The sequence below is a fragment of the Tomitella biformata AHU 1821 genome, from assembly GCF_000524475.1.
GTDB lineage: Bacteria > Actinomycetota > Actinomycetes > Mycobacteriales > Mycobacteriaceae > Tomitella > Tomitella biformata.
The window spans coordinates 353,212-377,535 of the sequence record NZ_BAVQ01000003.1 but is presented as its reverse complement, the minus strand read 5'-3'; the positions used below and the strand labels follow the sequence as shown (position 1 = coordinate 377,535).

The 24,324-nt window shown below is 68.4% G+C and carries 21 protein-coding genes, 1 tRNA gene and 1 pseudogene; 17 read left to right on the top strand and 6 right to left on the bottom strand.

Annotated features, from left to right (window positions below; genetic code table 11):
* On the bottom strand, positions 1–1,327 hold a 1,327-nt coding region (locus TBIF_RS02790; protein WP_024793348.1), incomplete at its 3' end, for a glycoside hydrolase family 15 protein.
* 135 nt (positions 1,328–1,462) lie between these two features.
* Here TBIF_RS02790 and TBIF_RS26095 point away from each other — a divergent pair.
* The 6 genes and pseudogenes from TBIF_RS26095 to TBIF_RS22725 all read left to right on the top strand — a co-directional run bounded on the left by TBIF_RS26095 (position 1,463) and on the right by TBIF_RS22725 (position 5,896).
* Entirely contained in the window at positions 1,463–1,903 is a 441-nt protein-coding gene (locus tag TBIF_RS26095; protein ID WP_235174446.1) for a DUF2231 domain-containing protein, read from the top strand.
* Positions 1,904–2,067: 164 nt separating this feature from the next.
* Entirely contained in the window at positions 2,068–2,382 is a 315-nt protein-coding gene (locus TBIF_RS26090; RefSeq protein ID WP_369385326.1) for a Rieske 2Fe-2S domain-containing protein, read from the top strand.
* Positions 2,383–2,396: 14 nt separating this feature from the next.
* Positions 2,397–2,717, top strand: coding sequence for a hemerythrin domain-containing protein (locus TBIF_RS22735; RefSeq protein WP_084611492.1), 321 nt, complete (start codon positions 2,397–2,399; stop codon positions 2,715–2,717).
* 95 nt (positions 2,718–2,812) lie between these two features.
* Positions 2,813–3,418, top strand: a pseudogene (locus tag TBIF_RS24740) (NAD(P)H-dependent flavin oxidoreductase).
* A 603-nt stretch (positions 3,419–4,021) separates the two neighbouring features.
* A complete protein-coding gene (locus TBIF_RS02760; protein WP_038169427.1) occupies positions 4,022–5,164 on the top strand; it encodes an NAD(P)/FAD-dependent oxidoreductase in 1,143 nt (380 codons plus the stop codon).
* Between the two features lie 24 nt (positions 5,165–5,188).
* Positions 5,189–5,896, top strand: a complete 708-nt coding sequence (locus TBIF_RS22725; protein ID WP_024793345.1) for a TMEM175 family protein — start codon at positions 5,189–5,191, stop codon at positions 5,894–5,896.
* A 19-nt stretch (positions 5,897–5,915) separates the two neighbouring features.
* Here the strand turns inward: TBIF_RS22725 and TBIF_RS02750 are convergent, their stop codons facing one another.
* Complete coding sequence (locus TBIF_RS02750) at positions 5,916–6,179, bottom strand: hypothetical protein (protein WP_024793344.1); 264 nt, start codon at positions 6,177–6,179, stop codon at positions 5,916–5,918.
* Between the two features lie 88 nt (positions 6,180–6,267).
* A tRNA-Arg gene (locus TBIF_RS02745) sits at positions 6,268–6,344 on the bottom strand.
* Between the two features lie 128 nt (positions 6,345–6,472).
* Between TBIF_RS02745 and TBIF_RS02740 the strand changes: the two genes are divergently transcribed.
* The 7 genes from TBIF_RS02740 to TBIF_RS02710 all read left to right on the top strand — a co-directional run bounded on the left by TBIF_RS02740 (position 6,473) and on the right by TBIF_RS02710 (position 17,747).
* Positions 6,473–8,536 carry a bifunctional copper resistance protein CopD/cytochrome c oxidase assembly protein gene (locus TBIF_RS02740; protein WP_024793343.1) on the top strand — a complete coding sequence of 688 codons (2,064 nt, stop codon included), beginning with the start codon at positions 6,473–6,475 and terminating at the stop codon, positions 8,534–8,536.
* Between the two features lie 197 nt (positions 8,537–8,733).
* Entirely contained in the window at positions 8,734–9,249 is a 516-nt protein-coding gene (locus TBIF_RS22720; protein WP_024793342.1) for a single-stranded DNA-binding protein, read from the top strand.
* Positions 9,250–9,406: 157 nt separating this feature from the next.
* On the top strand, positions 9,407–11,080 hold the full coding sequence (gene ettA / locus TBIF_RS02730) for an energy-dependent translational throttle protein EttA (protein ID WP_024793341.1): 1,674 nt from the start codon (positions 9,407–9,409) through the stop codon (positions 11,078–11,080).
* A 5-nt stretch (positions 11,081–11,085) separates the two neighbouring features.
* Positions 11,086–11,490, top strand: coding sequence for an acyl-CoA thioesterase (locus TBIF_RS02725; RefSeq protein WP_024793340.1), 405 nt, complete (start codon positions 11,086–11,088; stop codon positions 11,488–11,490).
* A gap of 168 nt (positions 11,491–11,658) precedes the next feature.
* Positions 11,659–16,605 carry an NAD-glutamate dehydrogenase gene (locus TBIF_RS02720; RefSeq protein ID WP_024793339.1) on the top strand — a complete coding sequence of 1,649 codons (4,947 nt, stop codon included), beginning with the start codon at positions 11,659–11,661 and terminating at the stop codon, positions 16,603–16,605.
* 37 nt (positions 16,606–16,642) lie between these two features.
* Positions 16,643–17,062, top strand: coding sequence for an acyl-CoA thioesterase (locus tag TBIF_RS02715; RefSeq protein WP_024793338.1), 420 nt, complete (start codon positions 16,643–16,645; stop codon positions 17,060–17,062).
* A complete protein-coding gene (locus TBIF_RS02710; RefSeq protein WP_024793337.1) occupies positions 17,058–17,747 on the top strand; it encodes a DUF8185 domain-containing protein in 690 nt (229 codons plus the stop codon). Before TBIF_RS02715 ends, TBIF_RS02710 begins: the two co-directional genes overlap by 5 nt.
* Here the strand turns inward: TBIF_RS02710 and TBIF_RS02705 are convergent, their stop codons facing one another.
* Positions 17,748–18,149: a globin gene (locus tag TBIF_RS02705; protein ID WP_038169424.1), complete on the bottom strand. Its 402-nt coding sequence runs from the start codon at positions 18,147–18,149 to the stop codon at positions 17,748–17,750.
* A 99-nt stretch (positions 18,150–18,248) separates the two neighbouring features.
* On the opposite strand from TBIF_RS02705, the gene TBIF_RS02700 reads away from it, so the two are divergent.
* From TBIF_RS02700 to TBIF_RS02690, 3 genes are read left to right on the top strand one after another with little or no spacing between them, the layout of a single operon-like run.
* A complete protein-coding gene (locus TBIF_RS02700) occupies positions 18,249–18,824 on the top strand; it encodes an HNH endonuclease (protein WP_024793335.1) in 576 nt (191 codons plus the stop codon).
* A gap of 59 nt (positions 18,825–18,883) precedes the next feature.
* Complete coding sequence (gene ctaJ / locus TBIF_RS25225) at positions 18,884–19,123, top strand: aa3-type cytochrome oxidase subunit CtaJ (protein WP_024793334.1); 240 nt, start codon at positions 18,884–18,886, stop codon at positions 19,121–19,123.
* Positions 19,110–19,595 carry a DUF5130 family protein gene (locus TBIF_RS02690; protein WP_024793333.1) on the top strand — a complete coding sequence of 162 codons (486 nt, stop codon included), beginning with the start codon at positions 19,110–19,112 and terminating at the stop codon, positions 19,593–19,595. Before ctaJ ends, TBIF_RS02690 begins: the two co-directional genes overlap by 14 nt.
* Before the next feature lie 69 nt (positions 19,596–19,664).
* Here TBIF_RS02690 and pepN read toward each other — a convergent pair whose 3' ends face one another.
* Entirely contained in the window at positions 19,665–22,241 is a 2,577-nt protein-coding gene (gene pepN / locus TBIF_RS02685; RefSeq protein WP_024793332.1) for an aminopeptidase N, read from the bottom strand.
* A gap of 114 nt (positions 22,242–22,355) precedes the next feature.
* Here pepN and TBIF_RS02680 point away from each other — a divergent pair, with 114 nt between their 5' ends.
* Entirely contained in the window at positions 22,356–23,015 is a 660-nt protein-coding gene (locus tag TBIF_RS02680; protein ID WP_024793331.1) for a DsbA family protein, read from the top strand.
* 71 nt (positions 23,016–23,086) lie between these two features.
* Here the strand turns inward: TBIF_RS02680 and TBIF_RS02675 are convergent, their stop codons facing one another.
* Positions 23,087–24,322, bottom strand: a complete 1,236-nt coding sequence (locus TBIF_RS02675; RefSeq protein WP_024793330.1) for an NAD(P)/FAD-dependent oxidoreductase — start codon at positions 24,320–24,322, stop codon at positions 23,087–23,089.
* Positions 24,323–24,324: the final 2 nt, after the last annotated feature.

The following is a 24,324-nucleotide window of genomic DNA, read 5'->3' as shown; positions in this document are numbered from 1 at the left end:
GCCGCGGCGCGATCCCCGCCGCGGCGCGATCCCCGCCGCGGCGCGATCCCCGCCGCGGCGCGATCCCCGCCGCGCCGCGCAGGCCGGCCGCGCAGATCAACCGGGAGTGCGCCCAGTGTCCGTCGTGCAGCTCCCACACCCCGGCGTCGGGCTCGGTCCACCTCCGTTCGATGCCCTGCGCCGCCTGCCCGATCGCCCGCCAATGCCGCGTTTCAAGCCGCTCCTGCCGCCCCGCCGCGCTCAGAAGTAGCAGCGACTCGCCGAACGCGTCGAGCTGGAACTGCCCGTTGACCCAGTTCCCGGTCTTCACGGCACCGCCGGGATACCCGGGCAGCGTGAGCGCCTCCTCACTGGGCACCCGGCCTCCGCTGGCGGTATAGGCGGGGCGCAGGTCGGGGCCGTCCTCAAGCAGCCGGTCGGCGACGAAGCGGACCGCGTCGTCGAGCAACGGGTGCGGGCCGCTCGCCGCGATGGCCTGCCCGGTGTAGCACTGGTCGCGGATCCACACATAGCGGTAGTCGTAGTTGCGTCCCTGCTCGGCCCGCTCGGGCAGGGACATGGTCGCCGCGGCGACCATCCCGCCGCTAGCACTGGTAAGCCCCCGCAGGACGGCGTACGCGTGCCGCGCATCGGCCGGCGCCGCGGGCGCCCCGATGTCGGGAACCACCGCCGACCAGGCATGCTCAGTCTCGCCCCACAACATCTCGGCCGACGCCAATCCCGGCAGCTTCTGCTCCGAGACTTCGAGGACCAGGTCGTGGCTGCTGCCCGCAGGGACCGTGATCGTTTGCTCGAGCGTCCCGGCGTCCGTGCGTTCGGCGCCGGGAGCGCCCGCCCACCGCAGCCGCAGCGGCCCCGAGCGCGCGGACCAGACGCCATCGTCGCACTTGACGTCGGACATCTGATAGCGGCCAAAGCCCGTGCGTACGTCGAGGGCAATGCGGACCCGCGCGTCGCCCTCGACGGCGAGGACGCGGCGCAGCAGCACCGCCCGATGCGGATCGCCGGGGAACGCGAGCGCCTCCCGGCACTCGACGATGCCGTCGTCGGTGACCCACCGGCTGTGCCAGATCAGCGTCCCATCCTCGTAGTAGCCGCCCCACACGAAGCGCGCCGTCGGTGTGACCGCATAGCCGCCGGGACCACCGATCAGCGCGGCGAAGACCGCGGGGGAGTCCCAGTGCGGCGCGCACATCCACGCGCACTCGCCCTGCGAGCCGACGAGCGCCCCGCGCTCGCCGTCGGCGAGCAGCGCGTACTCGCGCAGCACCTGGGGCGCGAACATCGCGGCACCCAGGTCCGGCGCGACGGACCCGTGCTGGCGCATCTCGTGCTCGCGTCTGGGCAAGTGCGCCTCCGGTGTGCTCACGCTGTTGGGCTTATCGGCTACCCCGTACGACCGTGTCCGAAACGCCCCGGTCGAGACCGCGTGGCAGGCATTCTTCGGGCGTAGGCTTCATTCATGAGTGCGCACAAGCGCAGTTTTGAGCTCCGGGACCTCGTGGAGCCGGCGACTCGGGCCAGCGAAAGACTGGAGTGGCTCGACCGGCCGAGCTACCGCCTCGAACATGTGATGGCGCTATCGTTCAACATGCTGGGCGGGGCGGGGAGACCGGTGCAAAGCCTATTGAACGGGACCCCGGTCGGACATCCCGTGCGCCCTGTGCTGGCGGCGCTGCCGGTCGGCTCGTGGACGGTGGCACTGGCCCTCGACGCCGCGGACGCGCTGGCCCCCTACCACTTCGGGTTCCGCGAGGGTGCCCAGGTCGCGGTAGCTGTCGGGGTTCTTGGCAGCGCTGGCGCGGCGGTCACAGGCCTGACGGATTGGCAGTACACCCACGACGAGATGCGGCGGGCGGGATTGGTCCACGGACTTGTCAACCGCACAGCGCTGGCGCTGTGAGCGGCTTCCCTGCGGGACCGTCTTATGGACCGCCACGGGCGGGCGCGGGCGCTGAGCCTCATGGGCTACGGGCTTACTGTGGCTGGCAGCTTTCTAGGGGGAAACCTCGTCTATCGGCACCAGCTCGGCGTTGACCACTCAACCAACGAACTCGGTCCGTCCCTGTGCTTCCCATAGTTGAGCTCGAGCAGGGCCAACCACGCGGAGTTGTCGCAGCCGGTGTGGGAATGGTCCTGGTCCGCAACGAAACTCAGACGTATGCCCTCGGCGAGCGGTGCCCGCATCTCGGTGCTCCGATGGTTGACGGTTGGCTCTATCGCGGGGATCTGGTGTGCCCCTGGCACGGGTCCTGCTTTGAATTGGACTCTGGCGCCGCAACTCGCGGGCCGGCAAGCGCGCCGCTGCCTTGTCATGACGTCCGCGAGCGCGATGGTCAGATAGAAGTTCGTCGACGTCCGGGGGTGCGGTCAGAACCCTAGAGAGGTCAGCGACTATGAGGGCTAGCAACGCCAATGAGGTGCTCGCCGGGCAGCACCGCCTTCTGCGCGCGCTGACCGACCAGCTCGATGAGACGACTGCCGGATCGTCTGAGCACCGGGGACTTGTCGACCAGGTGAAGTTCGAGCTGGATATCCACATGCAGATCGAGGACAGGCTCTACTATCCGGCGGTCCGCAGGGGCAGCCCGCTAGTGGGAATCGCCCACGCCGAGCACCGGGCACCGTCAGGATCGTCGACGAGACGCTGGGCGCGGCGCAGCGAGTCGAGCGCGGTGGCGGCCGCGTCGGGCCCGTCGAGCGCGAGGTTCACCTAGGCGACGTCATAGTCGGAGAGGGCGTCCCGCGTTCCTGCGCGAGAACGCCATCCGCGCGTTCCAACTGCCCTTCGCCTGACTGAAAAAGCAATTCCATGTTCACCACCAGCTTTACCAAGACCTTCGGCATCGAGCACCCCATCGTGTGCGGCGGCATGACCGCCGTGGGCACCGCCGACCTGATCGCCGCCGTCGCCAACGCCGGCGTGCTCGGCTTCCTCACCGCACTCACCCATCCCAATCATCGCCAGCGGCGGCATCTCCACCGGCTCCGGCCTCGTCGCGGCCCTTGCGCTCGGCGCGTCCGCGGTGAACATGGGCACCCAGTTCATGGCCACGACCGAGGCCCCCATCCACGAGAACGTCAAGCGCCAGATCGTGGAGAACACCGAGAGGGACACCGTCATGGTCTTCCGGGAGTTCAATAACTCCGCCCGCGTGGCGCGAAACTCGGTCTCCGAGGAGATCGCCGAGGTCTCGAGCCGGCCCGGGGCCACCGTCGACGACATCGCCCACCTGGCCAACGGGAAGCGCGGCGGGGAGGAGGTCTACGAGAACGGCAACGTCGAGGGCGGCCCGTGGTGGGCAGCCAGGCGCAGGGGTTGATCCACGAGATCGCGAGCTGCGATGAGGTGGAGGGGGCGATCCTGGCGGAGGCCCGACGGATCATCGCGACTGACCTTCCTGGCCAGCTTGTGTGAGCCAGGGACTGGATTGGCGTTGCGGAGCCATGGGATTGGGCTCCGCAACGCCATGTGTAGTTGGTGGCTCTAATGTGCGGTCCTGGCCAGTTCCGCAGTGAGCTTGTCGAGCCAGTCCCGGGTGCCGGCCTCCCCGCCAGTCCGGTTGCTCGAGCCCGTCGAGGAACACCCCGTACTCGGTAGACGATGCGGGCGTCCGCCGCGATGTCCTGGTGGGTCGCTGCGAACGTGAAGTCCGGGCCGTCGTCCTGCTTGTTCTCGGTCACGAGGCTGGCGAACCAGCGTGCCTTGACCGCCGGGTCCGCCCTGGCGGCGAATGCCTGGCTGGGCGGACCCGGGTAGGTGTGCTCGATGGAGAATGTCGCGTGCTTGGCTGGAGTGTTCGGTGGTTCTTCCGTTGTGGCCGCCAGGCGAATCACCCACTACGAGCTGCCCCACGGCCTGCTCATGGTCGGGAACCACTCGTACCCACGGGAACCTGAGATGGGTCGCGGGAGGATTCTGCCTCCCACAGGCGGTAACAGGGAGTATTGTCCGACATACTGCGTTGCCCGGTCGGCGCGACCCCGCCGTCTTGTGGAAGCCCATAGGAGCGGAGTGCCCATGCGAGTTCTTGTGCTAGGCGCGGGTTTCGGCGGACTGGAACTGACGACCCTGCTGTCGGACGAGTTGGGCGACGAGGCGGACATCGTGCTGATAGACCAGGCCGATGGATTCGTGATGGGCTTCTCGAAGCTCGACGTCATGTTCGGGCGCACCACCGCCGACGCGGTGCACCACTCCTACGGCGACATGGTCAAGCCGGGCGTACGGTTCGTCCAGAGCGTCATCCGTGCCATAGATCCCGTCAATCGCGCGGTGGAGACCGACGCCGGGCGCTTCGAGGCGGACGTGATGGTGGTGGCACTCGGCGCCGATCTCGATCCTGCGGCGACGCCGGGACTGGCGGAGGCCGGACACGACTACTACACGCCGGAAGGCGCGTTCGCGGCACGGGAGGTGCTGGAATCCTTCGGCGGCGGTCGCGTGATCATCGGCGTGACGTCGACGCCGTTCAAGTGCCCGCCCGCGCCGAGCGAGACTGCGTTGATGCTGCATGATTACTTGGTCGGCCGCGGCCTGCGCGAGTCCAGTGAGATTGCCCTGGTGATGCCGCTCGGCAGCCCGGTCCCACCGTCCCCGGCGGCGTCACAGGCGCTGCTCGCAGCGTTCGCCGAGCGCGGGATCAACTGGTGCCCGGATGCCGTCGTGCGCAGCCTGGACCCACAGCGCCGAGTCGTGGTGCTCGCCAATGGCGGCGAGATGCCCTTCGACCTGTTCTTGGGTGTGCCCGTGCATCGGGTGCCCTCGGTCGTGGCCGAGTCCGGGATGTGCGTCGACGGCTGGATCCCGGTCGACCCGCTGACGCTCGAGACGCACTACCCCAACGTGTATGCGGTGGGTGATGTCACCAGCGTCGGCACCCCCAAGGCCGGCGTGTTCTCCGAGCGCCAGGCCGCTGTCGTGGCCGATCGGCTGATCGCCCGCCATAGGAACTTGGTCTCGGCGTCGACCTACGACGGCACCGGAATCTGCTACGTCGAGTTCGGACAAGACCGCATCGGCAGGGTCGAGGTCACTTTCCGAAGCGGCGAGCCGCCGACCGGGACGTTCGACGAACCGTCGCAGTCATTGCGTGCGGCCAAGGCCGACTTCGGCACCCTTCGCGCCCGCCGGTGGTTCGGGCGGGAGTGGACAAGCTACTGAGCTCAGGACGGTTGCTGAAACCCTATGAGCCGCGAATACTCGGCCGCTGCCGAACAGTCCGACACGATCGACAAGAGCAGGATCGAAGCGTTCTCCGACGGTGTCATCGCGGTCGCCATCACCCTGCTGGTCCTCGACCTACAGGTGCCGGCGCCCGATGACACCGGCAGCCTCGGGCACCGACTAATCGACCTGTGGCCCAACTACGTGGCCTATGTCATCTCCTTCGTCGCGATCGGCATCATGTGGACCAACCACCACACGATGCTGCGACGTCTTGTGGGCGTGGATCATTCGATCCTCGTATTAAACCTGCTGCTCCTGTTGTGCATCGTGGTGCTGCCGTTCACCACCTCGCTCATGGCGAGCTACCTCGACGCACCCAGCGGTGGTCACCTCGCTGCCGTCGTCTACGCCGGGTCGTTCCTGGTGACCTCCTCGGTGTTCGCCGGACTGCAATGGCACCTGCTGTTGCGTCGTCCGCACCTGCTTCGCGAGCCGCTGACGGGTGCTGACCGGCGCTCGATCCTGTTACGCAGTGCCGTCGCACCACCGACGTACCTGGTCGCCGGAGTCATGGGCCTCGTGACGCCTTACCTGACGCTGGCGGTCTGCGTCGCGATGGGCATGTTCTACCTGCTGGCGCCGCTGCTGGTTCGGCGCCAGCAGACTCCGGCAGAGGCTGGCCGGTCGGGATCGACGCAGGACGGCGGTGACGGAGCCAACGGGTAGACCGCCAATGCGTGTGCACCTACCGCTCGTTGCACCTCTGCGCCCGGAGGTCCCGTGCCAGATGATCACGCTGCTCGATCACCAACCGGCGCGGCAGAGTAGTCCGCGAGCCACTGAAGATCAGCGACCACGCTTTCGTTTTCACGTCCTCTGTGGGGCGCGAGGCGAGAGCCTGTGAATGCGCCGAGCGGCCGGAGTCGGTGTCGTCTTTGACCAGTTCGCCGTCGAGATCCTGCAGGTTGACGCGGCCGGGGCCGTTCTGGTTGTGGGAAACCAGCGCCACCGAGGTCGGAGGAGTGCTCGAGAAGAATCCTAAGGGAACCGCACGTCGGTCAAACTCTTGAAAACATAGTATGACCTGCGTGAAAAGGTGGTGCCCCCGGCAGGAATCGAACCTGCGACCTAGAGATTAGAAGGCTCTTGCTCTATCCAACTGAGCTACGAGGGCATTTGGCCAGCGCGTGGCGGACCGACTTGGCAGTGTACTAGGCGCGTGTGGGGCTCTGCGCGCGAAGTGTTGATTAGGTGCGTCACCTTCCTGAGTCGCCGCGATGGGCGCCGCCTACCCTAGTACGCATGGCCACGTCCGACCTTGCTTCCCCGCAGACCGCCGAGCCCGACCGTTCCCCGGTCAGCCGCGGCGATTCGAGCACCTCCGCAATCTTCTTCCTGTGTGCGCTGATCGCCGGCATCGTCGCCGTCGCGCTCGCGGGGCTGTCGATGACGGAGGCCTTGACCCAGCTCGGCGTCTCCGACCCCGGCGAGATCACGAACCGGGGGTTGCCGTTCCTGCGGGCGGCGGGCGAGATCGTCGCCGTCGTTGCCGTCGGCTCCCTGCTGCTGGCGGCGTTCCTGGTGCCGCCGCAAAAGTCCGGTGTCCTAGACGTCGACGGGTATCGGGCGGTGCGGATGGCTTCGACCGCGTCGGCGATTTGGGCGGCGATCGCCCTGGTGATGGTGCCGATGGAGCTCTCGGCAGCCTCGGGCATGAAGATCAGCGAGGCGATGCAGCCCGCGAACGCGCTCGATGGCCTGGAGCAGGTCAATAAGTCCGGCGCGTGGCTGGCCGTCGCAATCATTGCGATCCTCGTCGCGGTGTTCAGCCGCCTTGTGCTGCGCTGGGGTTGGGTGCCGTTCCTGCTGGCCGGGAGCATCCTCTCGATCCTGCCGCTGGCCATCACCGGCCATGCGGCTGCGGGCGGCGGGCACGACTACGGCGTCAACTCCTTGGCCTTCCACCTCGTGGGGGCCTCGCTATGGGCGGGCGGGCTGTTCGCGGTGCTCGCGCACGCGCGCCGCCGCGGGGCTTACTCGGATGTGGTGATCCGGCGCTACTCCCACATGGCGACGGTCGCGTTCGTCGTGGTCGCGCTCAGCGGCATCGTCAATGCCCTGGTGCGGGTGCCGCTGGGAGCCCTGTTCACCACCACCTACGGACTCCTCATCGTCGGCAAGGTCGCGGCGCTGCTGGTGTTGGGCATCATCGGCTACCTGCAGCGGCGCAGCTCGGTCCGTGCACTGCAGGACGACCCGACCGCGCGTGGCCCGTTGATCCGCCTCGCGAGCGTCGAGGCGATTGTGTTCGCGGCGACCTTCGGCCTGGCCGTCGCGCTCGGCGCGGCCCCCACCCCGACGCCAGAGCAGGGGGCAGCGGTCCCCTCGGACACCGCGATGGCCCTCGGCTACGACCTGAACGGCCCGTTCACCCTCGGCAAGATGATGTTCGAGTGGCGCTTCGACCTGATCTTCGGCACCGCCGCCATCGTGCTGTTCGTCGTCTACCTGCTGGGCGTGCGGCGTCTGCGTCAGCGCGGCGACGCCTGGAAAATGGGCCGCACAATCTCCTGGGGCCTGGGGTGCGCAGCCCTGCTGATCACCACCTCCTCGGGCGTCGGCAAATACATGACGGCGATGTTCTCTGTCCACATGGGCGCGCACATGGCGCTGTCGATGCTGGTGCCGGTGCTGTTCGTGCTCGGCACGCCGATCACGCTCGCGCTGCGCGCGCTCAGGCCCGCAGGCAAGAACGGGATCCCCGGGCCCCGCGAGTGGCTGCTGATCGGGCTGCAGAGCAAGTTCTCCAAGTTCATCACCCATCCGGTGGTCGCGGCGACGCTGTTCGTGGGCGGGTTCTACGGGCTGTACCTAGGCGGGATTTACAACATCATCGTGCCGATGCACACCGGGCACGTGCTGATGAACGTCCACTTCCTACTCAGCGGCTACCTGTTCTACTGGATCGTGCTGGGCCTGGACCCGGCCCCGCGCAAGCTCGCCCCAGTGACGCGACTGGGCATCGTCATGGCGACGCTGCCCCTGCATGCGTTCTTCGGCATCGCGCTGATGATGACGGACACCGTGATGGGCCTGGAGTTCTACAACCGCCTGGCCCTGCCGTGGGTGCCGGATCTCCTCGCCGACCAGAAGACCGGCGGCGGCATCACCTGGGCGGCCGGCGAGCTGCCACTGCTGCTGATCATGACCGCGCTGGCCGTGCAGTGGTTCCGCGCGGACGACCGCGAGGCCAAGCAACACGATCGGCGGGCGCTGCGCGACCACGATGAGGAGCTCGTGGCACACAACCGCATGTTCCAGGAACTGGCCCGTCGCGATGCCGAGGAGCAGAGGAACCGCGGCTAGCACGTGGCACCGACAATTCTCTGGAGAACCAGCGCGTAAAGCGCTGGTTCTCCACATTTGGCCCGCTCTCCACAGGAGTCCCGAAACTAGCCCGAATTAGGGGCTTGCGCTCCGTGGCCCCCGGCATCGTTCTCTCCAGGCGGCACGCACGCCGCCGGCTCCCGCCCAGGCGGGAACGACCGAGGGGACGGCATGACATGTACGAGACATATTCGACGGTGATCGGCACGGTGATCACCCAGCCGCGACGCAGGTCCACGCAGGGCGGTGAGGAGGTCATCAGCTTCCGGATGGCCAGCACGGTGCGATATCGGTCGCCGGGCTCTGACACTTGGCAGGACGGCAGCACGCTGTACCTGACGGTGAGCTGCTGGCGGCGGCTCGTGGTGGGGGTCGGCGCGGCCATCGGCATGGGCTCGCCGGTAATCGTGCACGGCCAAATGAGCAGCAGCCAGTACACCGCGAAGGACGGCACCGCGCGCAGCGACCTGGAGATGCGGGCTATCGCCATCGGCCCGGACCTCGCACGCTGCATCTGCCAGATCCAGAAGGCCGCCAAGGTGGGGCCAACCGCGGACGAGGAGGCCGCGGTGGCCGAGCAGTCGACGGCCGACGGTCCCGGCGGCCTCGGTCCGGAGCCCGACCCCACCGAGCCGGAGGCGGAGCCCGCGGAGGTCGCGGAGATCGACGGGTTGGAGCCTGCGCCAGCGTGATCGGCCTGGCCCGTCACCGGACGTTCCCGTGTGCGAATCCCATGGTCACGGGCGCACTCGGGAGCGTTCTGGGGCCTAGGCGGTAGGGTGACGGGTTGGACCTTGGGCGCGAGCCCGGTTAGACGTGCGCGGATAGTCGAGAACTGGGAGTTTGTCAGTGGCTGAGTTTATTTACACGATGAAGAAGGTGCGCAAGGCGCACGGGGACAAGGTCATCCTTGACGACGTCACGATGAGCTTCTACCCAGGCGCGAAGATCGGCGTCGTCGGCCCCAACGGCGCCGGCAAGTCGAGCATCCTCAAGATCATGGCCGGGCTGGACCAGCCGAGCAACGGCGAGGCGTTCCTGGACCCGAGCGCCACGGTCGGCATCCTGATGCAGGAGCCCCACCTCAACGAGGAGAAGACCGTCCGCGGCAACGTCGAGGAGGGGATGGGCGAGATCAAGGTCAAGCTCGACCGCTTCAACGAGGTCGCCGAGCTGATGGCCACCGACTACACAGACGAGCTCATGGAAGAGATGGGCGCGCTGCAGGAGGAGCTGGACCACGCCGACGCGTGGGACATGGACTCGCAGCTTGAGCAGGCCATGGCGGCGCTGCGCTGCCCGCCGCCGGAATCGCCCGTCACCCACCTCTCCGGAGGTGAGCGCCGCCGCGTCGCGCTGTGCAAGCTGCTGCTGAGCACGCCTGACCTGCTGCTCCTCGATGAGCCCACAAACCACCTTGACGCGGAGAGCGTGCTCTGGCTCGAGCAGCACCTCGCCGACTACAAGGGCGCCGTCCTGGCGGTCACACACGACCGGTACTTCCTGGACCACGTCGCGCAGTGGATTTGCGAGGTCGACCGCGGCCAGCTGCACCCGTACGAGGGCAACTACTCCACCTACCTGGAGAAGAAGGCCGAACGCCTCGAGGTGCAGGGCAAGAAGGACCAGAAGCTGCAGAAGCGGCTCAAGGACGAGCTGGCCTGGGTGCGCTCCGGCGCCAAGGCCCGCCAGGCGAAGAGCAAGTCGCGTCTGGCCCGCTACGAGGAGATGGCCGCCGAGGCCGATAAGTTGCAGAAGCTGGACTTCGAGGAGATCCAGATTCCAACGCCGCCGCGACTGGGCAGTGTTGTCGTGGAGGTGGAGGGCCTGCATAAGGGCTTCGGCGACCGCGAGCTGATTAAGGACCTCTCGTTCACGCTGCCGCGCAACGGCATCGTCGGCGTCATCGGCCCCAACGGCGTGGGCAAGACCACGCTGTTCAAGACCATCGTCGGGCTCGAGGAGCCGGACAGCGGCGTTGTCAAGGTCGGCGAGACGGTCAAGCTGAGCTACGTCGACCAGAACCGCGAGAACCTCGACCCGAAGAAGTCGGTCTTCCAGATCGTCTCGGACGGCTTGGACTTCATCCAGGTGGGCCAGAACGAGATGCCCTCGCGCGCCTACGTGAGCGCGTTCGGGTTCAAGGGCCCGGACCAGCAGAAGCCGGCGGGAGTGCTCTCCGGTGGCGAGCGCAACCGCCTGAACCTAGCGCTGACCCTGAAAGAGGGCGGCAACCTGATCCTGCTTGATGAGCCGACAAACGACCTCGACATCGAGACCCTCGGCTCGCTGGAGAACGCACTCGAGCAGTTCCCGGGCTGCGCCGTCGTGATCTCGCACGACCGTTGGTTCCTGGACCGCACCTGTACCCACATCCTGGCGTGGGAGGGCGATCATGAGGCCGGCAAGTGGTACTGGTTCGAGGGCAACTTCGAGGCCTACGAGGAGAACAAGACCGAGCGCCTGGGCATCGACCCGTCGCGCCCGAACCGCTCCTCGCACCGCAAGCTCACCCGGAGCTGACGCACATGTCCGTATACGACTGCGAGATACAGCTGCGCTGGGGCGATTGCGATGTCCTCGGCCACATCAACAATGTCTACTACCTGGAGTACGCGCAAGAGGCACGGCTGCGCTACTTCGGGCGGTGGGCGGACGCCGGGATCAGAGTCGGCTCGGTGGTGGTGCGGCGCGTGGAGGTCGACTTTGAGCGCTCGCTGCTTTACTCGGCCAAGACGATCAATGTGGAGGTCGCGGTCACCAAGATCGGGAACACCTCCTTCACGATGCGCCAGCGGATTCTGGGCCTAGACGGCGTGCTGTACGCCACCTTGAATTCGGTGATCGTCCTGGTGGACCTCGAGGCCGGTAAGGCGATCCCGCTGCCCGATGGCGCGCGAAAGCTGTTGGGGGAGAACCTCGTAGCCGTGTGATCTTGAGCATGGCCCGCGCACTGTGGGCCACGGCGTCCGCGCAATCTTGATTGCCGGGAGTTTTAACGCCTGCGACCCGACGGCCACATAGCCTCGGGTCGCAGGCTGTTTTTGCAGATGCAAGATCGATGCAGGCGCACGTGCGCGCTGCGGCGGAGGGTTTGGAATATGGCAGAGCAGGTCGACGGTCACACTGGCGCGAACGTCTCGCCCGAGTTTGGGGCCCGGGCGTTGGCCCGGCTGTATCGACAAACGCAGACCCACGGGCGCCGCTCCACGCAGGGCAAGCGGGCCGACGAGCTCGCCGCCACCCACAGCGCGTTGGCGGCCGTCCGCACCCCGGGCTCCGCGCTCGTGCGCATCTGGACCGACGAGACCGGCAATGGGCAAAAGGTCGTCTCCTATGACTCGGCCGTCAGCTCCTCCGCGAAGGTCGGCCCCCTCCCGAACGTGGGCGACTACATCGAGACGGCGTCCATCCTGCAGGTCGTGACCGACGACGCGCCGTTCCTGGTCGAGTCCCTCACCGCACTGCTCGGCAGCAGCGGTATCGGTGTAGACCACATCGTGCACCCGATCCTCCTCGTCGAGCGCGACGAGGACGGCCAGCTCGGCCGGATCCACGGCGAGATCGGCGACGTCGCCGAGGCCGCCCAGGGCATCCCCGAGTCTTGGATCCATCTCGAGTTGACCGGCACCCCGCGCGCCCTGCTGCCACAGCTGGAGCTGCGCGTCCGCGAGCTGCTCGCCGACATCAGCTGGGTGGTGGACGACACCACCGCGATGCGCGCAAAGATGACCGCCATCGCGGCCGACCTCGACGCCGGCAACGGCATCGGTGTCGCGACTGGCGACGAGGCCGCCGAGTGCGCGGAGCTGCTGCGCTGGATGGCCGATGGGAACCTCGCGATCCTCGGCTACCGCCGCTACCGCGTCACCGAGGTCGCCGCGGACCGCGACGGCGGGCTGACCACCGAGCAATCGGCCGTCGACGCCAGCGGCCTCGGCGTGCTGCACTCCGGCGAGATGGCAGACCGTCGCTTCCGGCTACACGCCGCCGACGAGTCCAGCGCCACGCGCCTGCTGATGCTCACGCAGGGGCAGTCCTCCGCCCTCGCGCTGCACGCGGTGCACCCCTTCTACGTGGCGATCCGCATCTTTGACGAGCAGAACCGGCAGATCGGCGAGCACCGCTTCCTCGGCGTGTTCACCGTGACCTCGCTGCACCGCAGCGTCTTCGACATCCCGGTGCTCAGCCGTCGCACACACCAGGTGCTCGAACGCTCCGGCTATTCCGCCGACAGCTACAGCGGCCAGTCCGTCCTGGAGATCATCGAGTCCTACCCGCGCACCGAGATGTTCGCGACCGGCACCACCGCGCTGCTGAACATCGTCAACGAGGTCCTCTCGCTCGGCATCAACCGCGGCGTCCGGCTGTTCCTGCGCGCAGACCGCAACGGCCGCTTCGTCTCGGCCCTGGTCTACCTGCCCCGCGACCGCTACACCACGGCTGTGCGCCTGCGTATGCGCGCGATCCTCGTAGCGGAGCTCGGCGGCATCAGCGCGGAGTACAACGCGCGCGTCAGCGAGTCCTCGCTGGCGATGGTGCACTACACGGTGCAGACCCCCAACGCGTGGGACAACGACCAAGCCCCCGACCTCAGCGAAGAGAACCGGGTCCGCATCCAAGACCTGCTCACCGAGCAGACCCGCAGCTGGGACGACTCCCTGGCGGAGGCCGCGCGCACCGTCGAGCACGGCATCCAGCGGGCGCTGATCACCCAGTACGGCAAGGCCTTCCCGGACTCCTATAAAGAGGACTTCATCGCGGACGACGCGCTGGAGGACATCGTCCGGCTGGAGGCGCTCGCGGCGCACGACATGGAGGTCGCCTGGCGTCGCGATCCCCGCGGGCGCGAGGGCCAGTGGCGCTTCATGATGTACATCGCCGACGAGGGCATCTCCCTGAGCCAGGTGCTGCCGGTGCTGCAGAGCCTCGGCGTCGACGTCATCTTCGAGCGGCCCTACCCGCTCACCCGTCCGGACGGCACCCGCTGCTGGGTCTACTCGTTCGCGATCACCGTCGTGCCGGACCTGCGTGAGCGCACCGACATCACGCCGATGGGCGAGGTCGGCGAGCGGTTCATTGAGAACTTCGTCGCCGTCTGGGAACGCCGCGCCGAGACTGACCGCTTCAATGAACTGGTTATGCGCGCCGGGCTGACCTGGCGCCAGGCCATGGTGCTGCGCGCATACGGGAAGTACCTGCGGCAGGCCGGCTTCGCCTATAGCCAGACGCATATCCAGAACGTGCTGTGCTCCAACCCGCAGGTGGTGGCCTCGCTCAGCGAGCTATTCCACGCCCAGTTCGATCCGGACCTCGACGTGTCCGCGGACGCGGCGCGGGCCGACGAGATCGCGGCCGAGATCGCCGCAGAGCTCAAGTCGATCATCAGCATCGACACCGACCGCGTCCTGCGCGCGTACCTGCACCTGATCCGGGGAACGGTGCGCACCAACTATTTCATGCTCGACGAGAACGGCGAGTCTCGCTCGCAACTCTCCCTCAAGCTCGCCGCCCAGGAGATCCCCGAGCTCCCCGAGCCGCGGCCGCTATATGAGATCTACGTGTACTCGCCCCGCATCGAGGGTGTGCACCTGCGCTTCGGCAAGGTCGCTCGCGGCGGGCTGCGCTGGTCCGACCGGTTGGAGGACTTCCGCACGGAGGTGCTGGGCCTGGTCAAGGCGCAGGCCGTGAAGAACGCCGTCATCGTGCCGCTCGGCGCCAAGGGTGGCTTCGTGGTGAAGAAGGCGCCCGTGCCCACCGGCGACGAGGCGGCGGACCGCGACGCGTTCCGCAACGAGGGCGTGCACTGCTACCGCAAGTTCATCGCGGGGCTGCTGGACGTCACCGACAACCTCGCGCGCGGCACCGGCGAGGTCGTCCCGCCAGCGCGCGTGGTGCGCCGCGACGGCGACGACACCTACCTGGTGGTGGCCGCGGACAAGGGCACCGCCGCGTTCTCGGACATCGCGAACGGCGTCTCCGAGGACTACGATTTCTGGCTGGCCGACGCCTTCGCGTCGGGCGGCTCCAGCGGCTACGACCACAAGCAGATGGCCATCACGGCCCGCGGCGCGTGGGAGTCCGTCAAGCGCCACTTCTGGGAGCTGGGTCTGGACACCCAGACGCAGGAGTTCACCGCCGTCGGCGTAGGAGACATGAGCGGCGACGTGTTCGGCAATGGCATGCTGCGCAGCGAGCACACCCGGCTCGTCGCGGCCTTCGACCACCGGCACATCTTCATCGACCCAGACCCCAACGCGCGCAGCGGCTTCGTCGAGCGCCAGCGCCTGTATGACCTGCCCCGCTCGTCCTGGGCGGACTACGACACGCGCCTGATCAGCAAGGGCGGCGGCGTGTGGGACCGCTCGCTCAAATCGATCCCGATCAGCCCCCAGATGCGCACCGCGCTGGGCTTGGCCGACGGCGTCCTCGAGCTCTCCGCGCCCGAGCTGATGCGGGCGGTGCTCCGCGCGCCCGTCGACCTGTTCTGGAACGGCGGCATCGGCACCTACATCAAGGCGCACAGCGAGACTCACGCCGAGGTCGGCGACAAGGCCAACGACGGCGTCCGGGTGGATGGGCGCGACATGCGCGTTCGCGTGATCGGCGAGGGCGGCAACCTGGGCGTGACCCAGCTCGGCCGCATCGAGTTCGCGCTCGAGGGCCGCAAGATCAACACCGATGCCATCGACAACTCGGCCGGCGTCGACAGCTCCGACCGCGAGGTCAACATCAAGATCCTGCTTGAGCACGCCATCGGGGCAGGACAGCTCGAGCGCGGCAAGCGCGACGAGCTGCTCGCGTCGATGACCGAGGAGGTCTCCGACCTGGTACTCGCCGACAACCGCAGCCAGAACCGGGTCCTCGGCGTCGAGCGCGCGCGCTCCACGTCGATGATGCGGGTCCACGAGCGGCTGATCATCGAGCTTGAGCGCGAGCACGGGCTCAACCGCGAGCTCGAGGGGCTCCCGTCGGAGGCGGAGTTCAACCGGCGCGAGGCCGCGGGCCTCGGTATCACCTCGCCGGAGCTGTCCGTGCTCCTGGCGCATGTGAAGCTGACGATGAAGGGCCTCCTGCTCGACGGCGATGTGCCGGACATCGCGGCCCTTTCCGGCCACCTGCCCGAGTACTTCCCAACCCCGCTGCGCGAGCGCTTCGCCGATGTCATCGCCGACCACCCGCTGCGTCGGGAGATCCTGGCGACAGTCCTGACCAACCAGGTCGTCGACGGCGGCGGCATCACGTATGCGTTCCGGCTCCGCGAGCTCGCCGGGGTCAGCGCCGAGGACTCGGTGCGCGCCTTCGCCGCGGTCTCGGAGATCTTCCTGATCAACGACGTGTGGGCCGAGATCGACTCCGCGGACATCTCCTCGACGATGGCCGACGAGATGAAGATGGAGACGCGCAGGTTGCTGGACCGGGCCTCGCGCTGGTTCCTGACCAACCGGCCGCAGCCCCTCGCCATCGCGGCGGAGACATCGCGGTTCACGGAGACCGTCGCCACGCTCGCGGACCTGGTCCCCGAGCTGGTGATCGGCTCGGGCCGCGCCCGGGTGCAGGGCAATGTGGACGCCGCCGTCGAGAAGGGCGCCCCGGCGGCGCTCGCCACGACGGTCTTCGGGCTGCTGGACCGGTTCCCGCTGCTCGATATCTGCACCATCGCCGATGTGACCAACCGGGATGCGGAGGCGGTGGCGCGACTGTACTTCGCGCTGTCCGGGCACCTGCAGCTCGATGCTCTGCTGGTGGCCGTGTCCCGATTGGATCGCGGCGACCGCTGGCATGCGCTGGCGCGGTTGACGCTGCGTGAGGACCTCTACGCGGCGATGCGCGCACTGTGCATCGACGTGCTGGAGTCCGCCGCCGCCGCCGACTCCGCCGAGCAGAAGATCAGGGACTGGGAACAGCACAACGAGGCGCGGCTGAGCCGGGCCCGCGCGGCGTTGACGGACATCATGGCGCTGGGAAATCAGGACCTGGCGACCCTGTCCGTGGCCGCACGACAGTTCCGCAGCATGATCCACGTGGGCAGCCACACGGCGAGCTAGACCTTGGCACGGCAAGAACTCCAGGAGGGGATGATCGATGCAGGTGGGACACCGGCAGGAAGTCCGAGCGCGGTGGTCGGATATGGACTCGTTCCAGCACATCAACCACGCCGCCGCGATCACCCTCCTGGAGGAGGCGCGCATCCCGTTCCTGTTCGGCCCCGACCGGCCGACGGACGGGCTGCGCTCCGGCATGTTTATCGTGGAGCTCAACGTGAAGTACCGCGGGCAGCTGGTGTACGAGGACAACCCGCTGCACGTGGTCCAGCACACGACCCGGGTGCGGGCCGCGGACTTCACGATCATCGCGGAGATCCGGGCGGCGGGCCAGGACGAGTCGACGCCCGCCGCCGTGGTCAGCCGCGCGCAGCTCGCCGCGTTCGACGTGGAGACACAGGGCCTGCGCCGGCTCACCGCGGACGAGAAGGCCTATCTGAAGGAGTACAGCCGTGATTGACGACAGGTTCCTGCACGTGCCCAGCGAGGCGGCGCGCGCCGACCTGGCCGTATTCCTCGGCCACGCCGTGCGGGTGGACCCGGACGCGCTGGTGCGGTTCAAGCGCCGCGCGGACGGGGCCCTCGCGGCGTGGACCACCACCTCCGGGTTCGACACCCTCGCGGGCCGCGTGTTCGACGCGCAGATCCAGCCCGCCGACTTCTGCGTGGGGGCCGAGCACCTGCTCGCCGCGCTCCAGGCGAAAACCGAGGGGGGCAGGGTGGATCCGGGCTTCCCGATGGACGCCTCCTGGCGGGGCTCGCTGCCACCGGAGCATGGCTTCGAGCACGTCGACGACGTCCCCGCCCGGACCCTCGTCGAGCTCTCGGCGCAGGGCGCGGAGCTGGCCCGGGAGAACAGCACCGTCACCGGCCCGCCGCGCTCGCTGCTGGACCAGATCGTGCTGGAAGTGGACGGCGGGGGACACCAGGTGGAGGTGCCGCTGCGGAGCCTGTTCGCGCTCACCGCGATGGGCTTCATACCCGGCGCGGCCCAAGACTCGGCGACCGGCCAGGTCGATCTGGCCAAGGTCGCGGCCGACGAGCCGGTGCGCGTGCGCGCCACCCGCTCCTGGCTGCGACTAGACGCCCGCTACGGCTCTGTGTGCCTGCGCGTGGGCGGCGAGATACCGCTGCTGATCAGCTAGCTAGAGCGGCGCGTTCATAAGGGACTCGGCGGCCATGTTGATGTAATTCATGAACGCCTGGCGGTGCGGGGCGTCGATCGTCTGGTCGTCGATGCTGGCCAGCGCCACCTGCATGCACCGCAGCCACGCGTCGCGCTCGATCGGGCCGATGGAGTAGTGCACGTGCCGCATCCGCAGTCGCGGGTGCCCGCGCTCGTCGTTATAGGTTTGCGGGCCGCCCCAGTACTGCTCCAGGAACATCCGGAGGCGTCGCTCCGCACCCACGAGGTCGTCCTCGGGGTACATCGGCTTGAGGATCTCGTCCTTGGCGACCTCTTGGTAGAAGCGGTGGACCAGCGCCTGGAAGGTGGGCGCCCCGCCGATCTCGTCGTAGAAAGTCGACGGCACCTGTGATTCGCTCATGCCCCCATAATGCCTGGTCGTCCGTCGTCGCCGACCGACGGGCGCGGAAGCGCTGACGAACAGGCCCATCTTCGGCAATAATGCCGCTGGGAGTATCTGATGGGAAATAACGGCAACCGCGTCGACCCGCGGACAGGTGCGCACCCGGCTCAGACGGCCTCGGGCCGTCGGCGGGTGCTGCTCCTCAATGCCAGTTGGGAGCCGCTGGGGGCCGTCGCCTTCCACCGTGCCGTCGTGCTGCTGGTGGGCGGGAAGGCGGAATTAGTGGCGGGGGAGGCCGAGGGTCGGCTGCTGCACTCCGAGCATCGCGTGGTGCCCGCGCCGTCCGTGATCCAGCTGTGCGTCTACGTGCATGTCCCGTTCCGGGCCCGTGCGCCTATGACGCGGGCTGGGTTAATGGGCCGCGACCGCCACCGCTGCGTGTACTGCGGGGCGCGGGCGGACACCATCGACCACGTGGTCCCGCGCAGCCGCGGTGGTGGCCATGGCTGGGAGAACTGCGTGGCCTGCTGCGGACCCTGCAACAGGCGGAAGGCGGACCGGCTGCTCGAAGAGCTCGGCTGGCGGCTGCCGGCCGCGCCGAGCGCCCCGCGTGGACGGCACTTCGGCCTACTGGCGGGGGCCGTGGCGCCGGACCCTCAGTGGCTGCCCTATCTGGGCGAGGGCGCGGCCTAAAACTCCCGGGATGGGGACTCCGCTACCACAATCGAGGGCCGGTGGGTTAACGTCTTCATGTGACCATTTGGGAGACATTGCTGATCTATGCAGGCGCACCGCTGTTGATCCTTGCTGTCATCGGCGGGTTCGCGATGGCGGCCCGCGTGCCCGCGCTGAGGCTGCACAAGCTTGGCGAGCCGTGGGACGAGGAGCCGATCTGGTGGGGCGCAGTCGACGAGGCCCCGTGGCGGGCCCACACTGGCGCGCATGCAATCGCGGCAGGCACTAGTGGAGGAGCAGCAAGTGGCAATTGGTGATCAGGCGGTCTTCGTGCCCGTCCGGCAGGAGACGCTGCCTCTCGGCTTCGTGGTGACCGCCAGCGGTCGCGTGTCCGGTGTGTCCCACCCGGGCGACGAGCCCTATGACAAGTCCCCGTTCTCCATGGAGGACCGGGTGCGCATGGACCACGCGCTGACCGAGGCGACCCGTCGCACCGGCATCCTGTGGACGATCTACATCGGTGAGATCAGCGGCGACCCCGCGGACGCCGCGCGCGAGATGCACTCGACGCTGCCGGACCCGGCGCGCACGGTGTTGATCGCGGTCTCGCCCAACGAGAAGCAGATTGAGATCCTCGGCGGCGATGCCCTCGGGACCCGCTTCAACGATCGTGTCGCGCAGCTCGGCGTGTCCGCCGCGCTCGCCTCGTTCAAGCAGCAGGACCTGATCGACGGCCTCGTGAGTGCCGTCCGCGTGATGTCCGCGGCCGTTCGCCCGGTCGCCGTCTAACGCGGTTCGACTCTAGACAAAAGCCAGCGCCCGCAACCGGATCGGTTGCGGGCGCTAGCTTTTGTCTGTCTATCGGCCGTCGAAGTCCCGTGCCGCCAATGCCCGGACCACTCCGGCACGGCCCTCGGAGACCAGCCGCAGCAGCGCGGCCGGGTGCTCGCCGGCGAGGAACGCGTCGGCCGCGGCGACCGACTCGCGGCGTACCGACCATGATGGGTACAGGCCCACGACTACGGTCTGGGCGACCTCGCTGCTGCGGCGCGCCCAGAGCTCAGCGATGGTGTCGAAGTAGCGGCCCACATACGGCTCCACGAGCGCGTCCTGGCCGGCGGGGGCGAACCCCTCGGCGATAGCGCGCACGGTGATATTGGGGACCGAGTCATCCTCGGTCATCAGCTCCCAGACTCGCGCCTTGACCGCGGGCAACGGCTGCGCCGCATCGGCCTTCGCCCCCTGCCGGGCGCCCGCCGCGGTGTTGTCCGTGGCCAGCTCCGCGTCGATGACTGCCTGGTCGATGGCGCCGGCGGCGGCGAGCGAGTGCACGATGCGCCACCGCAGGTCCGTGTCCACGCTCAGCCCGGCAAACCCGGGGGTGGCCCCTCCGGTGTCGAGCACGGCCTTGAGCGCATCGGTGTGCCGCGGCGAGAGCACCGAGGTGCACAGCGCGTTGACGTACGCGAGCTGGTGGTCGGACCCGGCCTCCGCGGCCTGCGCCAGCTCCAGCAGCCGGTCCGCGAAGGCGGGCCAACCATGCTGAGCCGCCCACTCGGGCTCCGCATAGGAGCCGAGCGCGGCCTGGGCCTGCAGCAGCAGCCGCGACGCCACGCCGACCTCCGTCTCGGCCACCACGCCGGACTGCACCAGTGCCACGAAGTCGCGGGCCTTGAGCTGTGCGCCGCGGGTCATCTCCCAGGCAGCAGACCAGCACAGGGTGCGGGGGAGCGGCTCGGCGATGTCGCCGATGCGGCCCATCAGGGTACGCAGCGACGCGGGGTCGAGCGCCAGTGAGCAGTAGGTCAGGTCGTCGTCGTTGACCAGCACAAGCTGCCCGCGGTGGACGCCGATGAGCTCGGGCACCTCGGTGCGGGCGCCATCGACGTCGAGCTCGACGCGGTGCGCGCGGACCAGCTTGTCGTCTGCGTCCGTCGCCGAGTCGTAAATACCCACGGCCACCCGGTGCAGGCGCAGCTCGCCGGTGCCTGGCTCGGCCCCACCTTGCACGATGGCGAAGCGGGTGAACTTGCCGTCGGTGTCCACGTCGAAGTCCGCGGACAGCGTGTTCAGGCCCGTCGTCTTGAGCCACTGGGCGCCCCAGCCGGACAGGTCGCGGCCCGAGGCGTCCTCGAGCGCGGCCAGCAGGTCGTCGAATGTGGCGTTGCCGTAGGCATGCTTCGCCAGGTACGCCCGCACGCCGGCGAGGAAGTTCTCCAGGCCGACGAGCGCGACGAGCTGCTTGAGCACGCTCGCGCCCTTGGCGTAGGTGATGCCGTCGAAGTTCACCTCGACGGCGGCGATGTCGACCATGTCCGCGGCGATCGGGTGCGTCGAGGGAAGTTGGTCTTGCCGGTAGGCCCAGGACTTCTCGACGTTCGCGAAAGTGGTCCACGCGGTGGTGTACTCGGTGGCCTCCGTCTGGCTGAGCACCGCGGCGAACGTCGCGAAGGACTCGTTCAGCCACAGGTCGTCCCACCAGCGCATGGTCACGAGGTCGCCGAACCACATGTGCGCCATCTCGTGCAGGATCGTCTCGTTGCGGCGCTCATAGGAGTAGCGGGTGACGCGGGAGCGGAAGACGTAGTCCTCGAGGAACGTCACCGCGCCGGCGTTCTCCATGGCGCCCGCGTTGAACTCGGGGACGAACAGTTGGTCGTACTTGCCGAAGGCGTATGGGATGCCGAAGCTCTGGTGGTAGAAGCCGAAGCCCTGCTTGGTCTCGGTGAACAGCCGCTCGGCGTCCATGAACTCGGCCAGCGAGGAGCGGCAGAACAGGCCCAGGGGGATCTCGCCGTGCTCGTCGGAGTACACGTCGTCCCACTGCGCGTACGGCCCGGCGATCAGCGCCACCAGGTAGGTGCTCATGACCGGGGTGGTCGCGAAGATGTGCTTGACGGCCCCGTTCGCCGCCGGTTCCAGCGTGAGCGCGGCGCTGTTGGAGATGACCTTCCAGTGCGGGGGCGCGATGACGGTCAGCGCATAGGTGGCCTTGAGGTCCGGCTGGTCGAAGCACGCGAACATCCGCTTGGCGTCCGCCGTCTCGAACTGCGAGTACAGGTACACCTCGTCATCCGCAGGGTCCTGGAAGCGGTGGAGGCCCTCGCCGGTGTTCGAGTAGGCGCACGTGGCGTCGACGACCAGCTCATTGGTGGCCTTGAGGCCGGACAGCGGCAGCCCGTGCTCGAGGGTGTAGTCGTCCGTGCGGCGTCGATCGCCGTTGAGGCTCACCCCGTTCAGCCGCTCCGCGATCAGCTCGATGAACGTCTCCGTGCCCTCGGCTGCGTCGAAGGTGATGGTGGTGCGGGAGGCAAACGTGTCGGTCCCCGGATTGCCGGCGCCGTCGGTCAGGTCGATCTCGATGCGGTACGCGACGGCGCTCAATTGCGCGGCACGGGCGACGGCCTGGTCTCTGGTCAGATTGGGTTGGGCCACAGTGGTTCTCCTTCGGGCGGGCGACGGTCGATCTCTATCCCATCATGGCGCGGGAAGATAAGTGCCGGGAGTGGTGTTGCAGTGAGCACCGGACTTTCCAAGGAGACACAGCTGATGACGGACACCGCAATCGCCCCCGACGCGATCACCCCTGAGCTCACCCCAGGGACCACCCTCGACCGCGCCGACCTCTGGTTCGACCCGCTGTGCCCGTGGTGCTGGATCACCTCGCGGTGGGTCCTCGAGGTTGAGAAGGTCCGCCCCATCGACGTCCACTTCCACGTGATGAGCCTCGCGGTGCTCAACGAGGGCAAGGACATCTCGGAGGACTACCGCACGATGCTCGTGCCGGCGATGCGCCCGGTGCGCGTCGCGATCGCGGCCGCGGAGAAGTTCGGCGACGAGATCCTGCGCCCGCTCTACACGGCCATGGGCACGCGGATCCACGACGGCGACAACAAGGACTTCGACGTCGTCATCCGGGAATCCCTCGCGGAACTGGACCTGCCCGCCGAGCTGGCCGCCGCAGCCGACACGGACGAGTTCGACGCCGCGCTGCGCGTGAGCCACCACGCGGGCATGGACAAGGTGGGCCCGGACGTCGGCACGCCCACCATCCACGTGAACGGCACCGCATTCTTCGGCCCCGTGCTCTCCCGCATCCCGCGCGGGGAAGAGGCCGGCAAGCTGTGGGACGGCGTCGTCGCGTTGGCCGCATACCCGCACTTCTTCGAGCTCAAGCGGTCCCGCAACGAGGACCCGGCGTTCGACTAAAGCCGCCATTTGACCGACGTTGTTGACCTGCCCACTCGGGCGAGGCCTCGACAACGTCGGTCAACTCGCGGTTAGAGCTGTTCACCCAGCGGCACGGACACGTCCGCGAGCCGCTGCGGGTCCACGGGCTTGCGGGCGCTGATGAGCGCCTTGATGTCGTCGGTCGAATCCCAGATGTTCACGTTCATGCCCGCGAGGACGCGGTGATTCTCGTCGAGCCAGAAGGCGATGAACTCCCGGGCGGCGGCATCCCCGCGCAGCACCACCTGGGTGTAGCCGGCCGAGTGCCCGGAGTACTCCATGCCGAGGTCGTACTGGTCGGTGAAGAAGTACGGCAGATTCGCGTACTCGGCTGCGCCGCCCAGGATGTTCGCCGCCGCGACGGCCGGCTGGTTCAGCGCGTTCGCCCAGTGCTCGGTGCGGATCCGCGTGCCGAACAACGGATGCGCGGCGGCGGCGATATCGCCCACCGCGTACACATCCGGCGCGCTGGTGCGCAGGCCTGCGTCGACCTCGATGCCGCCCGCCGCGAGGGTGAGCCCGGCGTCCTGTGCCAGCTCGATATTCGCGGCCGCGCCGACGGCGACCAGCACCGCGTCGGCCTCGATCAGGGTGCCGTCGGCCAGTTGGAGCCCGGTGGCCCGGCCGCCGGCGACTGTGATTGCCGCGACCTTCGCGTCCAGGCGCAGGTCCACGCCGTGCTGGCGGTGCAGGTCCGCGAACACCTGCGCTAGCTCGGGGCCCATCGCCGCCAGCAGCGGCAGCACGGATGCCTCGACGACGGTGACCTCGACCCCGCGCCCACGTGCGCTGGCCGCGACCTCCAAGCCGATCCAGCCGCCGCCGACCACAGCCAGTCGCGCGCCGTCCGTCAGGGCGGCGAGCACCGCGTCAGACTCCTCGATAGTGCGCAGGTAGTGGACCCCCTCGGCGTCCGAGCCGGGAATCGGCGGGCGCCGCGAGCTCGAACCGGTCGCCAGCACCAGTGCGGAGTAGTCGAGCGCCTGGCCGTCATCGAGCGTGACGCGCCGCGCGAGGGTCTCGATCGCCGTGGCTCGCACGCCTAGACGCAGGTCGATGGAGTGCTCCCGATACCAGTCGGCGTCGTGGACCGTGAAGTCCGGCAGCTGCTTCGCGCCGGCCAGGTGCTCCTTGGACAGCGGGGGCCGCTCATAGGGCAGGTGCCGCTCGCCGCCGATCAGGGTGACCGCGCCGGTGAAGCCCTGCTCGCGCAAGGCCTCCGCGGTTTTCGCGCCGGCGAGTCCTCCGCCGACGATGACCACTCCGGGGTTCTGATTCTCGGCCATAG